General features: G+C 65.0%; 11 protein-coding genes. 4 read left to right on the top strand and 7 right to left on the bottom strand.

Features of this window, described 5'->3' with window-relative positions:
* Nucleotides 1-84: 84 nt before the first annotated feature.
* The 5 genes from B2W55_RS08880 to B2W55_RS08860 all read right to left on the bottom strand — a co-directional run bounded on the left by B2W55_RS08880 (nt 85) and on the right by B2W55_RS08860 (nt 4,758).
* Nucleotides 85-804 carry an ABC transporter ATP-binding protein gene (locus tag B2W55_RS08880; RefSeq protein ID WP_024579405.1) on the bottom strand — a complete coding sequence of 240 codons (720 nt, stop codon included), beginning with the start codon at nt 802-804 and terminating at the stop codon, nt 85-87.
* Complete coding sequence (locus tag B2W55_RS08875; protein ID WP_024579404.1) at nt 794-1,525, bottom strand: ABC transporter ATP-binding protein; 732 nt, start codon at nt 1,523-1,525, stop codon at nt 794-796. The genes B2W55_RS08880 and B2W55_RS08875 overlap by 11 nt, the downstream gene beginning before the upstream one ends.
* On the bottom strand, nt 1,515-2,435 hold the full coding sequence (locus tag B2W55_RS08870) for a branched-chain amino acid ABC transporter permease (protein ID WP_024579403.1): 921 nt from the start codon (nt 2,433-2,435) through the stop codon (nt 1,515-1,517). Before B2W55_RS08870 ends, B2W55_RS08875 begins: the two co-directional genes overlap by 11 nt.
* Complete coding sequence (locus B2W55_RS08865; RefSeq protein WP_024579402.1) at nt 2,428-3,351, bottom strand: branched-chain amino acid ABC transporter permease; 924 nt, start codon at nt 3,349-3,351, stop codon at nt 2,428-2,430. Before B2W55_RS08865 ends, B2W55_RS08870 begins: the two co-directional genes overlap by 8 nt.
* Nucleotides 3,352-3,510: 159 nt before the next feature.
* A complete protein-coding gene (locus B2W55_RS08860; RefSeq protein ID WP_024579401.1) occupies nt 3,511-4,758 on the bottom strand; it encodes an amino acid ABC transporter substrate-binding protein in 1,248 nt (415 codons plus the stop codon).
* A 265-nt stretch (nt 4,759-5,023) separates the two neighbouring features.
* Between B2W55_RS08860 and B2W55_RS08855 the strand changes: the two genes are divergently transcribed.
* From B2W55_RS08855 to B2W55_RS08840, 4 genes are all read left to right on the top strand, one after another.
* On the top strand, nt 5,024-5,437 hold the full coding sequence (locus tag B2W55_RS08855) for a Zn-ribbon domain-containing OB-fold protein (RefSeq protein ID WP_024579400.1): 414 nt from the start codon (nt 5,024-5,026) through the stop codon (nt 5,435-5,437).
* A gap of 4 nt (nt 5,438-5,441) precedes the next feature.
* Nucleotides 5,442-6,581 (top strand): thiolase C-terminal domain-containing protein, encoded by a 1,140-nt coding sequence (locus B2W55_RS08850; protein ID WP_024579399.1) that lies wholly within the window; start codon nt 5,442-5,444, stop codon nt 6,579-6,581.
* Nucleotides 6,582-6,692: 111 nt separating this feature from the next.
* Nucleotides 6,693-7,607 carry an SDR family oxidoreductase gene (locus B2W55_RS08845; RefSeq protein WP_024579398.1) on the top strand — a complete coding sequence of 305 codons (915 nt, stop codon included), beginning with the start codon at nt 6,693-6,695 and terminating at the stop codon, nt 7,605-7,607.
* Between the two features lie 159 nt (nt 7,608-7,766).
* Nucleotides 7,767-8,879, top strand: a complete 1,113-nt coding sequence (locus tag B2W55_RS08840) for an SMP-30/gluconolactonase/LRE family protein (protein ID WP_024579397.1) — start codon at nt 7,767-7,769, stop codon at nt 8,877-8,879.
* A 41-nt stretch (nt 8,880-8,920) separates the two neighbouring features.
* On the opposite strand, the gene ppc is transcribed toward B2W55_RS08840, so the two are convergent.
* Nucleotides 8,921-11,728, bottom strand: coding sequence for a phosphoenolpyruvate carboxylase (gene ppc / locus B2W55_RS08835; protein WP_024579396.1), 2,808 nt, complete (start codon nt 11,726-11,728; stop codon nt 8,921-8,923).
* A 151-nt stretch (nt 11,729-11,879) separates the two neighbouring features.
* Nucleotides 11,880-13,427 (bottom strand): acyl-CoA synthetase, encoded by a 1,548-nt coding sequence (locus tag B2W55_RS08830; protein ID WP_024579395.1) that lies wholly within the window; start codon nt 13,425-13,427, stop codon nt 11,880-11,882.
* Nucleotides 13,428-13,496 lie beyond the last annotated feature (69 nt).

Raw genomic sequence — 13,496 nt, 5'->3', positions numbered from 1 at the left:
TCGCGGCTCTCACCGCTTCCACTTGATTGTTGCGCGAACCGGGGCCGATTTCCAGATCGTCGATGCCCGTCCCCGGCTTCGCGATTACTTCAATCCGAAATAGGCCTTGTGCAGCTCCTCATTGCCGCTCATTTCCGCAACGGTGCCGGAGAAGCGGATGCGGCCGCCTTCCAGCACGAAGACACGGGTGGCGATCTCCAGGAAGCCGATATTCTGCTCGGCGATCAGAAGCGCCAGCCCGCGGCCTTGCAGGCTCGACAGCGCCCGCAGCACTTCCTTGACGAACAGCGGCGACAGCCCGGCCGAGGGCTCGTCCATGACCAAGAGCTTCGGCTCCGCCGACAGCGCCTTGGCGATGCCGAGCATCTTGCGCTGGCCGCCGGACAGGCTGGAGGCCGGATCGCGGCGCTTGTCGCGCAGCACCGGAAACAGGCCGTACAGTTCGTCGACCCGCGCGCCGGGATTGGCATGGCCCAGCGCCTGCGCGCCGACGCGGATGTTCTCCTCGATCGACAGGTCGGGAAACACCGCAAGCTCGGACATGTAGGTCATGCCGCGCTTCATGCGGTCCGACGAGCGCATCCTGGTGATGTCCTCGCCGCCGAGCCTGATCTGGCCGCTGCGGGCCTCGATCAGGCCGACCAGCGATTTCAGGAAGGTGGTCTTCCCGGCGCCGTTGGCGCCGAGCAGCAGCACGGTCTCGCCGGGGCGGACGTCGAGATCGACGCCCCACAACACCTGCATGGTGCCGTAGCCGGCATCGACGCCCTTGGCGTCGAGAAGCGAAGCCGTGTCAGTGGGCATGCTCGCCTCCCAGGAACACTTCGATCACCTGCGGCTCGCGCACCGCGGTCGCAAGCGTGCCCTCGAAAATCTCCTTGCCCGCATTGAGCACGATGACGCGGTCGGTGATCTGCTCGATGAAGCCCATCAGATGCTCGACCACGATAACAGCCATGCCGGTCGCGGCCAGCGCCTTGATGCGGCCGGCGATCCAGTTGAGCTCGGCAGGGTTGAGGCCGGCCGCGAGCTCGTCGAGCAGCAGCAGCCGCGGCCGCGTCGCCAGCGCGCGGGTGAGGTCGAGCATCTTCTGCTGCGCGCTGTTGAGATCGGCGGCCGGACGGTCGGCGACCTCCTTCAGCCTGTACTCCTCGAGCAATTCGGCGATCGAGGGCGGCGTGCCGGTGGCGCCGCCATAGGCCAGCGCCACCTGGATGTTCTCGCGCACCGTGAGCGACAGAAACGGCTTCGGCACCTGGAAGGTGCGGTTGATGCCGCGGTGAACCAGCCGGTGCGAGGCAATGCCGCCGGAGGACGCGCCGTCGAACACCACCTCGCCGCCATCGGGCGCATAGAGGCCCGAGATCACGTTGATCGCCGTGGTCTTGCCGGAGCCGTTCGGGCCGACGAGACCAAGGATCTCGCCGGGGACGACGTGGAAGCTCAGGCCGTCGAGCGCGTGGAAGCCGCCGAAGCGCTTGACCAGCTTCGAGACCTTGAGGATGGGGGTCTTCTCAGGGGACATGCCACCCCCTGCGCGTTGCCAGCGACACCAGCCCTGCGGGCAGGAACAGCACCAGTCCCATGATCAACAGGCCATAGATCAGCTGGAAATATTGCGGCGTGGTGAAACCGATCAGATTGTAGATGCCGTAGAGGATCAGCACGCCGACGATCGGCCCGGTGATGGTGGCGACGCCACCGAACAGCGCGAACACGATGGCGAAGATCGAGAACTCGCCGGAGAACACGTTGTCGGGGTAGAACACCGAGACGTACCAGGCGTAGATGCCGCCGGCGAGGCCCGCGACCAATGCCGAGGCGAGCCAGGCGATCACCCGCATCTTGATGATGTTGACGCCGGCCATCGACGCCGACACCGCATCCTCGCGCACGGCCTGCAATGCAAGGCCGAACGGCGAGTTCTTCAGATACACCACCGCGCCGACCGTCAGCGCCATCACCACGACCGCGGCGTAGTAGGCGTGGGTCGGATTGAACGTGCCGGTGAGCGACACGCCGTATGGTCCCTTGGTGATTCCCTCCAGCGCCGGGTTGGCGACGAAGTGCAGCACCGCGAGCGAGGCCGCGAGGTTGGCGATCGCGAAATACGCACCCGACAGCCGCAGCAGCGGCGTCAGCAACAGACCGAGCGCGACCGCGACGAGGCCGCCGACCAGCACCGCGAGCGGCGCCGGCGTCTGGAGGTGCATCACCATGATGGCAAAGCCGTAGGCGCCGGCCCCGAAGAAGCCGACATAGCCGAACGGCAGATAACCGGTGAAACCATAGATGATGTTCACGCCCTGCGCGAGGATCAGGAAGATCACGAAGTTGAACAGCAGCAGATGGTTTTGATAGACGCCGGGCAGCAGTGCGAACACCACCACCAGCGGCACCAGGATGAACAGCAGGTGTTTCGAGGCGTTATGCAACGCGCACCCGCCTTCCGAGCAGACCGCTCGGGCGCAACAACAGGATCACGATCAACAACACATAGGGCAGCAGGTCGGCCCAGGAACTGAGATAGGTCTGCACCAGCATGTAGCAGAGGCCATAGACGACGCCGCCGAGCGCGGTGCCCAGCGGGTTGCCGAGCGAGCCGAGCACGACGATCGCAAACGACGTCACCGTCGCGTCCGCACCGAAGGCAGGCGTCACCGAGCCGAACATGAAGGGCGCGAACACGCCGGCGACGGCCGCGATGCCGAGCCCGATGCCGAACGCCGCGGCCGAGACGCGATCGACATCGATGCCGGTGGCCAGGGCCTCGTCACGGCGTGACATCACCGCGCGGGTCAGGGTGCCGAGCCGCGTGTGGTAGAGATAGAGGTACACCAGCGCGATCGCGACGAGGCTCGTGATCGCCGCGATCACCCACGGCGCGGGAAAGCCCTGGCCGAAGATCTCGATCGGCCCTGCTCCACCGGCCTTGCCGCCGAACAGCTTGACCTTGATGGTCGAGAACACGGTGCCGAGCAGCCGGCTCTGGATCGAGCGCTCGCTGGTGCCGGCGAAGATCGTGGTCACCGCCTCGATCACCTGCGACAGGCCGAAGAACAGGATGATCGACAGCATTTCCGGATTGGCCGAGCCTTGCAGCCGCGGCACCAGCACCCAGTACAGCAGCACGCCCGCCAGCACGAAGACCACGAAGGCCAGCGGCACCGCGAACAGCGGGTCGAGCCCGGCGATGCCGACCACGCCGAACGCGATGAAGGCACCGAGCATCAGGATGTCGCCATGCGCAAGATTGACGATGCGCATGACGCCGAACACGAGGTTGAGACCGATGCCGACCAGGCTGAAATACAGCCCGAACAGCACGCCGGCAACGAGCGCATAGGTCATGCTAGCGCCCGCCGCCCACGTTCGTCATGACCAGGCTTGTCCCGGCCATCCACGTCTCTCTCACGCGGAAACCAAGACGTGGATGCCCGGCACAAGGCCGGGCATGACGGAGCTTGTGGGGAGATCGAGCCCATATGCGATAGTCTACCGTGAACCGCATCACGGCGCCGGATAGATCGGCTTGCCGGTGGCGGTCTCATGCGGATAGATCGAGACGAACTTGATGTGGTCGTGCTCGTCGACCGTGAGCTGGCCGAGCGGCGTCAGTTCGCCGATCTGGCCGCCGGTCTCGTCCAGCGCGAAGGTGCCGTCCAGGGTCTTGAGCTGGCCGCTGAGCGAGAACACGGCGCGGCGCAGCTCCATCTGGTCGAGGCTGGTCGCAACCGACAGCGTCTTCTCGATCACCAGCGCCGTGGTGTAGCCGGCCACCGCGTTGAAGCCGAACTCCATCTTGCCGTCGTTGTACTTCTTCAGCCAGGCTTCGCGGAAATCCTTCATGGTCATCCCGAAATTGACGGGATAATCCAGCTCGGACGGCGGCACATAGGTCCAGATGTGCTCCAGCCCCTTGGCGCCGACATTCTTCTCCAGCAGCTCGGTCTCGAGGCCGGCATAGATCGCAAACAGCATCTTGAACTTGGTGCCGACGTCCTGGACGTTGCGCAGGAAGGCGATGTCGTTCGGCGCGTAGCCGAAATGGATCACCGCATCGGGATTGGTCTTGCTGATGTTGTTGATGATCACGTTGTAGTTGGTGGTCTCGGTCGGAACGCCCTGGTCGTAGACGATCTCGATCGGCGCGCCGGACTCCTTGACGAACTTGCGGAACGCGTTGGCCTGGGTGCCGGTGAACTCGTTGGTCGCGTAGAGGATCGCGACCTTCTTGATGCCGAGGCCCGGGCCGTCATGGCTGATGAAATCGGCGACCGGCTTCGGCCACACCGTCGACACCGGGTCGGCCATCAGCGCGATGTAGGGATTGTCCTTGGAGAAGAAGCTCGCGCCGGTTCCGGTCTGGTCGAACAGGAACATCTTGCGATCGCGCGCGATCGCGACCGCGGGCGCCGTCAGCACCGATCCGGAATCGGCGACCAGCAGGTCGACCTTATCCTGGGTGATGAGCTGGTTATACAACGTCGCGGCGGTCGCGGTGTTGCTCTGGTCGTCATAGGAGACGAGCTTGATCGGGAGCTTCTTGTCGAACGCCTTCACGAAGACGCCGCCCTCGGCGTTCTTCTGCTCGACCCACAATTTCAGCGAACTGTAGACCGGCATCGAGATCGAGGCGTAGCGCCCGGAGGACGCGTACAGCGTGCCGATCTTGATCTCCGACGGTGCGTCGGCGGCGATTGCCTGCGTGGCAAATGCGAGGCTGGCAGCGAGTGCCGCGCCGATGATCCTCAGCATGATATTATTCCTCCCGGGTACCTTGGACGTGTCCTGGACAGATATGGACGTATCTTGGACGTGTCTTGCAGCTGTGTTGGACGCGGCCCTTCTACGCGCCGGATCGAGGCGACACAAGCATCGCGGCCTTAGCAATTGTGCGAGGGGCGGAATATGCGGCATGCGCCGGACACAGGCCGCTGCGCGGGGCATGGATGGACCGTTGACGGGCCTCGGTCCGATGGCGCATCAAGACTGGAACGATTTCGGGAGGAAACATTCAGTCATGGCCGAACCCGCGCGCGCGAAACCAAAACCGACACCTGAAACCCAGCATTTCTGGGATGGCACCAAGGCCGGCGAACTGCGCCTGCAGCGCTGTGACGCCTGCGCCAATGTCTACTTTCCGCCGCGGCCGTTCTGCCCCTCCTGCGCCTCGCGCAAGGTTTCGGTGTTCAAGGCCACCGGCAAGGGCAAGCTGTACAGCTACGTCATCAATCATCGTCCCGCCGCGCCCGGTTTCACGCCGCCATATGCGATCGCCATCGTCGAGCTCGACGAAGGCCCGCGCATGATGAGCAACATCATCGATTGCCCGCAGACGCCGGAAGCGCTCGAGCTCGACATGCCGCTCGAGGTCGCCTTCGAGGCGCTCGACGACAAGATCACCCTTCCCTTGTTCCGTCCGGCAAAGGGCTAACGCGATGCGCAGGAACCAGGTTGCCGTCGTCGGTGCGGCCGAAACCACCGAGCTCGGCGTCATTCCCAACATGTCGCAGATCCAGCTGCACGCGGACGCGGCGCTGAACGCGATCGCGGACGCCGGTCTGAAGCTGTCGGACATCGACGGCTTCGCCACCGCGGTCGAGACCCCGCAGCAGATGGCGCACTATCTCGGCATCACGCCGACCTGGGTCGACGGCACCTCGGTCGGCGGCTGCTCCTTCATGCTGCATGTCCGCCACGCCGCGGCTGCGATCGAGGCCGGCCTGTGCAAGACCGTGCTGATCACCCATGCCGAGAGCGGCAAGTCGATGATCGGCAAGCAGCCGCGCTTCACCGCGCCCGACAGCCTCAACGGGCAATTTGAGTCACCGTTCGGCGTCTACGGGCCGCCGAGCATGTTCCCGATTCCGGTGCTGCGCTTCATGAAGACGCACGGCATCACCCATGAGCAGCTCGCGATGGTCGCCGTGGTGCAGCGCGAATGGGCGGCGAAGAACCCGCGCGCCACCATGAAGGACCCGATCACGGTCGCCGACGTCTTGAACTCGCGGATGATCGCCTATCCGTTCCGGCTGCTGCAATGCTGCCTCGTCACCGACGGCGGCGGCGCGCTGATCCTGACCTCGGCCGACCGCGCCAAGGATTTTCCGCGCAAACCGGTCTACATCCTCGGCACCGGCGAGAGCGTCGAAACGCCGATGGTCAGCCAGATGAAGACCTTCGACTCGTCGCGCGCCTTCAAGGTGGCGGGTCCCCTCGCCTTCAAGGAGGCCGGCATCACCCACAAGGACGTCGATCACCTGATGATCTACGACGCCTTCGCGCACCTGCCGCTGTACGGCCTCGGCGACCTCGGCTTCATGCCCCATGAGGAAACCGGCAAGTTCATCGCCGATGGCAACACCCGCCCCGGCGGCAAGCTGCCGCTCAACACCAATGGCGGCGGGTTGAGCTACATGCACTCCGGCATGTACGGCATGTATGCGTTGCAGGAGAGCGTGCGGCAGATGCGCGGCATCGCGCCGGCGCAGGTGCCGAACGCCAAGATCTCGGTCTGCCACGGCGTCGGCGGCATGTTCGCCGCGAGTGGCACGATCATCTTTACGAACGAGAAGTAACCCAACCCGTCGTTCCGGGGCGCGCGAAGCGCGAACCCGGAACCTCGAGATTCCGGGTTCGATGCTGACGCATCGCCCCGGAATGACGGGCAGCAACAAGGAGAAACCCACATGGCAAAATCACTGCAAGACAAAGTCATCATCGTCACCGGCGCGGGCCGCGGCATCGGCCGCGAGATCGCGCTGCTCTGCGCGGCGGAAGGCGCCAAGGTCGTGGTCAACGATCCCGGCGGCGCGGCCGACGGCGGCGGCTCCAGCGCGGCGCCCGCCGAGGAGGTGGTCGAGGAGATCAAGAAGCGCGGCGGCACCGCGGTCGCCAATTTCGAGTCGGTGGCGGAAGCCATCCCGGCCAGCAAGATCGTGAAGACCGCGACCGATCATTTCGGCCGGCTCGACGGCGTCGTCAACAATGCCGGCATCCTGCGCGACATGATCTTCCACAAGATGAGCGTGGAAGCCTTCGAGGCCGTCATCAAGGTGCACCTGATGGGCTCGTTCTATGTCAGCCATGCCGCGGCGCGGATCTATCGCGAGCAGGAGTCGGGCGCGTTCGTGCACTTCACCTCGACCTCCGGCCTGATCGGCAATTACGGCCAGGCCAACTACGCCGCCGCCAAGCTCGGCATCGTCGGGCTGTCGAAGTCGATCGCGCTCGACATGGGCCGCTTCAACGTGCGCTCGAACTGCGTGTCGCCGTTCGCCTGGACCCGCATGATCGGCACCATCCCGACCGAGACCGACGCCGAGAAGGCGCGTGTCGAGAAGATCAAGCAGATGGGCCCGGAGAAGATCGCGCCGGTCTGCGCCTATCTGCTGTCGGACGCCGCCAAGGACGTCACCGGGCAGATCTTCGGCGTGCGCATGAACGAGATCTTCCTGTTCGGCCAGCATCGTCCGGTGCGCTCGGTGCATCGCGGCGAAGGCTGGACGCCGGAGACCATTGCCGAGCACGGCATGCCGGCGCTGAAGGGATCGTTCGCCAAGCTCGACCGCTCGGCCGACGTGTTCACCTGGGATCCGATCTGAGGATTTCGGTTTCGATCTGACAGTTTTATGAAAAAGTCGCCTCCGCGAAGCCGCGGGGGCGACACACTCTTTGGTTGTTTCTTCACAGCGTGCCCGCATTGTGCCCGAATTGCGGGCGCATGATCGTCCTCCCCATAACAAAAAGCCTGGGAGGACTTCGTGACGAATCCAAGCAACACATTGAAGCACGAGGCCGACGGAACGAAGGCGTTCGACCGTCGAACGATCTTGCGCGGCGCAACCGCGCTTGCTGCGACCGCGATGGCTGCATCCGATGCATCGGCGCGCGACTACGGCCGCAACGCGGAGCCGCAGCGTTATCCCGATCCCGACATCGTCGTGATCGACGACAAGCGCTTCAAGGCCAAGGTCGGCAACACCGCGATCAAGCGGCTCTACACCGGCTGCCTGTGGGCGGAAGGGCCGGCCTGGAATGCGCAGGGCCAGTACCTGGTGTGGAGCGACATCCCGGCCAACCGCCAGTTGCGCTATCTCGACGATGACGGCCACATCTCCGAGCAGTTCCACAAGCCGTCGAACGAGGCCAACGGCTCGACCTTCGACTTCGAGGGCCGGCAGATCACCGCCGAGCGCACCCGGCTGGTGCGCTACGAGCACGACGGAACCGTCACCTCATTGGCGGAGCAGGCCAACGGCAAGCAGCTCAACGGGCCGAACGACATGGTCGTGCATCCCAACGACAAGTCGATCTGGTTCACCGATCCCGGCTATGGCGCGGTCTCGATCTATGAGGGCCAGCGCGCCAACACCGGCTCGGTCCAGCCCTTCCAGAAGGAAGCCGTCTACCGCATCGATGCGTCGACCGGACAGATCACCAAGGTCTGCGACGAACCGTTCAAGCCGAACGGCATCGCCTTCAGCCACGACTACAAGAAGGTCTATGTCTGCGACACCGGCATCACGCATTATCCGAACGCCAAGAACATCGTCTGGCAGTACGACCTCAACGGCGACAAGCTCTCCAATCCGCGCACGCTGATCGACATGACGCTGGACGGCAAGTCGGGCTTTCCGGACGGCATGCGGGTCGACATCGACGGCAACATCTGGGTCGGCGCCGGCTGGGTCGGACCGGGCTATGACGGCGTCCAGGTGTTCGCGCCCGACGGTCAACGCATCGGCCAGATCCTGCTGCCGGAGACCTGCGCCAACCTCACCTTCGGCGGCAGGAAGCGCAACCGCCTGTTCATGACCGCGAGCCAATCGCTCTATGCGGTGTATGTGGAGACGCGGGGCGCGCACAATTGCTGATCTAGCCGTCGTCCCGGCGAAGGCCGGGACGACAGTGGTGCTTAACCGCTATTTCGCAACCCCGCCGAGATCCCGTTGATCGTGATCTGAATCCCGCGCAGCACCTGCTCGTCCGGGTTCTGCGCGCGATGCTCCTTCAACAGCTCGACCTGCACGTGGTTGAGCGGGTCCATGTAGGGGAAGCGGTTGCGGATGCCGCGCTCCAGCAGCGGGTTGCCTTGCAGCAGCCGGTCGTGGCCCATGATGTCGAGCAGCGTCTCGATCGACAAATGCCACTCGCGGCGGATCTGGCCGAAAATCTTCTCGCGCAGGGCGACGTCCGGTACCAGCTCGGCATAGCGCGAGGCGATCGCGATCGAGCTCTTCGCCAGCACCATGTCCATGTTGGAGAGCAGCGTGCGGAAGAACGGCCACTCCTTGTAGAGCTCCTGCAGGAACGGCATGCCCTGCTCCGGATGCTCCGCGATCCAGGTCTCGACCGCGGCACCGAAGCCGTACCAGCCCGGCAGCATCAGCCGGCATTGCGCCCAGGAGAACACCCACGGAATCGCGCGCAGGTCCTCGATCTCGCGGGTCTTCTTGCGCGAGGCCGGACGGCTGCCGATGTTCAAGGTCGCGATCTCGTTGATGACGGTCGAGCCCCAGAAGTAATCGGCAAATCCCGGCGTCTCATAGACGAGCCCGCGATAGGCCTTGAAGGCGAGCGCGGAGATCTCCTCCATCGCCCTGAGATATTCGGGACGCGGCGCGCTCTGCCGCGGCTGCAACAGGCTGGTCTCCAGCGTCGCCGCGGCGAGGATCTCCAGATTGCTGCGGCCGACCTCGGCATTGGAATATTTCGAGGAGATGATCTCGCCCTGCTCGGTGATGCGGATCTGGCCGTTCACGGCGCCGCCGGGCTGCGCGATGATCGCGTCATAGCTCGGCCCGCCGCCGCGGCCGACCGAGCCGCCGCGGCCGTGGAACAGCCGCAGCCGCACGCCGTGGCGCTCGAACACCTCGACCAGGCCGATCTCGGCCTTGTAGAGCTCCCAGCCCGAGGTGACGAAGCCGCCATCCTTGTTGCTGTCGGAATAGCCGAGCATCACTTCCTGGACGCCGCCGAGACTGTCGACCAGCCTGCGATAGTCGTGCAGCGCCAGCATCCGGTCCATGATGCCGCTGGAAGCTTGCAGGTCCTCGATGGTCTCGAACAGCGGCACGATGTTGATCGCGCTGCGGCCGGACGGATTGACGAGCCCGACCTCCTTGAGCAGCACCGCGACCTCGAGCATGTCGGACATGCCCTTGCACATCGAGATGATGCATTGCGAGATCACCTCGGGACCGAACTTGCCATGCGCCTCGGCGGCGGCCCGGAACACGGTGAGCTCGCTCTGGGTCTCCTCGGAATATTTCACGAAGGGCGAGGCCAGCGGCCGCGCGCTGCGCAACTCGCCGAGCAGCAGGCTGACGCGCGCCTCCTCGCCCAGCGCGAGGTAGGACATGCCGGGATTGGCGGTGTCGAACAGCTCGGCGATGGTGCGCTCATGCACCGCCGAGTTCTGCCGGATGTCGAGCCGCGCCAGATGGAAGCCGAAGCAATCCACCGCCCGCCGCAACTGCCGCAACCGGCCGCGCGCGATGACGCCGGAATTGTTCGCGATCAGTGAGCGGTTGAGCACGTCGAGATCGGCCTGGAACTCACTGACGCTCGCATACGGCTCCGCCTTGCCGACCGGCGGCCGCGTGGTCTCGACCTCGAGCCGCATGGCGGTGGCGGCTAACCGCGCATAGATGCCCGACACCGCCAGACGATAGGGCTCGCCGCTGCGATGCGGCGAGGTGTCCGGCGAACGCTCGGCGAGGATCCGCAACTCCTCCGAGATATCGGCGAGATGGGCCGCGAGCGACAGCTCGGCGCCGAGCGCGTGCAGTTCCTCGAGGTAGAAGCTGAGCACCCGGCTCGATTGCAGCCGCAGCGTGCCGCGCATCACCTCCGCCGTCACGAACGGATTGCCGTCGCGGTCGCCGCCGATCCAGCTTCCCATCCTGAGGAACGAGGCGAGCTCGCCGGCCTCGCCGACTTCCTTGTTCAGCCGGTCCTCCAGCGCGCAATGCAGCCGCGGCAGTTCCTGCAAGAAAGTGTAGTCGTAGAACGACAGGCCGTTGGCGACCTCGTCGAGCACGGTCAGCTTGGTCCGGCGCAGCAGATTGGTCTGCCACAGCGTCACCACCGCGCGGCGAAGCTGCTCGTCGCTGGCGTCGCTCTCGTCCGGCGTCATCTGCAATCGCTCGCGGCGGTCGAGCAGATCGGCAATCTCCATCTCGCGGTCCATCGTGCTCTTGCGGCGGACCTCGGTCGGATGCGCTGTCAGCACCGGGCTGACCAGCGCGCCCTTGAAGAAGCTGCGCAGGTCGGCCGGGCTGATGCCGGCCTGACGGGCATGGACCAGGGTCTGCTCCAGCGTGCTCGGCCGCGGCGCCCCGTTGGGACCGAGGCTGCGCATCTGGCGGATGTTGTTCTGGTCCTCGGCGATGTTGGCTAGGTGGGAGAAATAACTGAAGGCACGGACGATCCGCAGCGTCTCGGCGATCGACATGCTGTCGAGGATGCCCTCGAGCTCGCGCCGGGCCAGCTTGTCCTCATCGCGGTGGAACCGGACCGAGGTCTGGCGGATGCGCTCGACCAAGTCGAACGCGTCGGCGCCCTCCTGGTCCCGCACGGTGTCGCCCAGCACACGTCCCAGCAGGCGGATGTCGTTGCGGAGCCGCGCGTCCTCCTCCTGCGCCGCCCTATCGAGGAGACTGGCTTCAGCGGCGCTCCTGGTACCGAGGTCGGTCTCGGAAGGCATGGTCTGGGGTGACATGGCGGGCTACTCCAGAGGCTGCCGGGTTCCTCCGGAGTGTGCGCTTTTTTTGCCGCAGCGCAAGATGAACTTGGTGGCGGTGCACACATCGGCCATCGTCCCGGCCCCCGCAATGGCGCACCAGGCCGGAACGACAGGCTTCTTTGCGGCGCTAGATCCTCCGCCCTGCCCGCTCCCAATACGGGTCGCGCAGGCGGCGCTTGAAGATCTTTCCGGAATCCTCCCGCGGCAGGTTGGTCTGGATTTCGATGTGCTTGGGCACCTTGTAGTCGGCGAGCGCGGTTTTCAGCTGGGCGCGGACCGCCGATATGTCGAGCGAGACACCCGGCTGCGGCTCGACCACCGCCATCAGCGCCTCGCCGAACTCGGCGTCGGGGATGCCGAATACCGCGCAGTCATGCACGCCGGGGACTGCATGCAGCACCGCCTCGATCTCGGCCGGATAGATGTTGACGCCGCCCGAGATCACCATGTCGCGCTTGCGATCGCAGATGAAGACGTAGCCGTCGGCGTCGATATAACCGACGTCGCCTGAGGTGATGAAGCCTTCCCGGTCGATCTCGGCGCGCTTCTCGGACTTGTTGTGATAGGTGAAATCGGGATTGCCGGCGATCCGCGAATAGATCTCGCCGATCTGCCCTCGAGGCACCTCCTTGCCGTCGTCGCCGATGAAGCGAAGCTCGGCGCCGGGCGAGATCTTTCCGACCGTGCCGGGCTTCTTCAGCGCATCCTCCGAGGTCGCGAACGTCACCGCGCCCGACTCGGTCGAGCCATAGAATTCGTAGATCACCGGGCCCCACCATTCGATCATGGCGCGCTTGACATCGGCCGGACACGGCGCAGCGGCGTGAATGATGTGGCGCAGCGACGATACGTCGTATTTCTTCCGCACCTCCTCCGGCAGCTTCATCAGGCGGATGAACATGGTCGGCACCATGAAGATGGTGTCGATCCTCTCGCGCTCGATCAGCGCCAGAAATTCCTCCGCGTCGAAGCGTGGCATCAGCACCAGCGCGCCGCCGAGCCGGCCTGACCGCAGTCCGAAGGAATTCGGCGCGGAATGATACAGCGGTCCCGGCAGGATCGCGCGCGCGCCGGGCTTCAGGCCATAGATCATCGCGCGCATCGCTTCCGCGTTGGAGGTCTGTTCCGGCGTCGGCGCGAAGCGGCGCACGCCCTTCGGATGGCCCGTGGTGCCCGAGGTATAGATCATGTTCTGCGGTTGCGGCACGACAGGGCCGTCATAGCGCGGGAATTGCGCCAGCCAGGATTCGAAATCGATCGCGAAATCCGGGGTTCCGAGATGATCGGGATTGATCTTGTAATGGCTAAGGATTTCCGGCGGTGTCGGCACGCTGAGTACGGTGACGTCGGGCGGGATCGCGCCACGCAGCGGATGCAGCATGTCGGCATGGCCGATCAGGACCCGCGTGCCGGAATCCGTCAGCACGTAGTTGACCTCTTCCGGCTTGAAATGCCAGTTGACCGGCACGCCATAGGCGCCGAGCCGCATCGCCGCATAGGCCGCCTCGATGAAGGCGATGTCGTTGCGCATCAGCATGCAAACGCTGTCGCCCGGCTTGACGCCGAGCTTGGCAAGGCCGCTGGCGATACGCTCGGTGCGCTCGGCGACCGCTGCGTGATCGCGCCTGCGCTCGCCGGAGATGATGCCGAGGAAGGGGTGGGACGTTTCGCTCATGTGTTCTTGTTCTTCTTTATCGGTTGGCGATGTTGCCTGTGCCCGTCATAGCCGGAAGAAGCTCCGGCC

This window comes from Bradyrhizobium sp. UBA2491, from assembly GCF_002341725.1.
Taxonomy (GTDB): Bacteria; Pseudomonadota; Alphaproteobacteria; order Rhizobiales; family Xanthobacteraceae; genus Bradyrhizobium.
Note: the sequence above shows the minus strand (reverse complement) of the source record. Positions and strands in the feature narration are given on the sequence as shown.

Excerpts from the sequence above, each read along its gene's own strand:
- B2W55_RS08850 (WP_024579399.1), top strand. The coding sequence starts at position 5,442 with ATGCGCAGGAACCAGGTTGCCGTCGTCGGTGCGGCCGAAACCACCGAG.
- B2W55_RS08860 (WP_024579401.1), bottom strand. The coding sequence starts at position 4,758 with ATGCTGAGGATCATCGGCGCGGCACTCGCTGCCAGCCTCGCATTTGCC.
- B2W55_RS08845 (WP_024579398.1), top strand. The coding sequence starts at position 6,693 with ATGGCAAAATCACTGCAAGACAAAGTCATCATCGTCACCGGCGCGGGC.
- B2W55_RS08855 (WP_024579400.1), top strand. The coding sequence starts at position 5,024 with ATGGCCGAACCCGCGCGCGCGAAACCAAAACCGACACCTGAAACCCAG.
- B2W55_RS08865 (WP_024579402.1), bottom strand. The coding sequence starts at position 3,351 with ATGACCTATGCGCTCGTTGCCGGCGTGCTGTTCGGGCTGTATTTCAGC.
- B2W55_RS08830 (WP_024579395.1), bottom strand. The coding sequence starts at position 13,427 with ATGAGCGAAACGTCCCACCCCTTCCTCGGCATCATCTCCGGCGAGCGC.
- B2W55_RS08875 (WP_024579404.1), bottom strand. The coding sequence starts at position 1,525 with ATGTCCCCTGAGAAGACCCCCATCCTCAAGGTCTCGAAGCTGGTCAAG.
- B2W55_RS08880 (WP_024579405.1), bottom strand. The coding sequence starts at position 804 with ATGCCCACTGACACGGCTTCGCTTCTCGACGCCAAGGGCGTCGATGCC.
- ppc (WP_024579396.1), bottom strand. The coding sequence starts at position 11,728 with ATGTCACCCCAGACCATGCCTTCCGAGACCGACCTCGGTACCAGGAGC.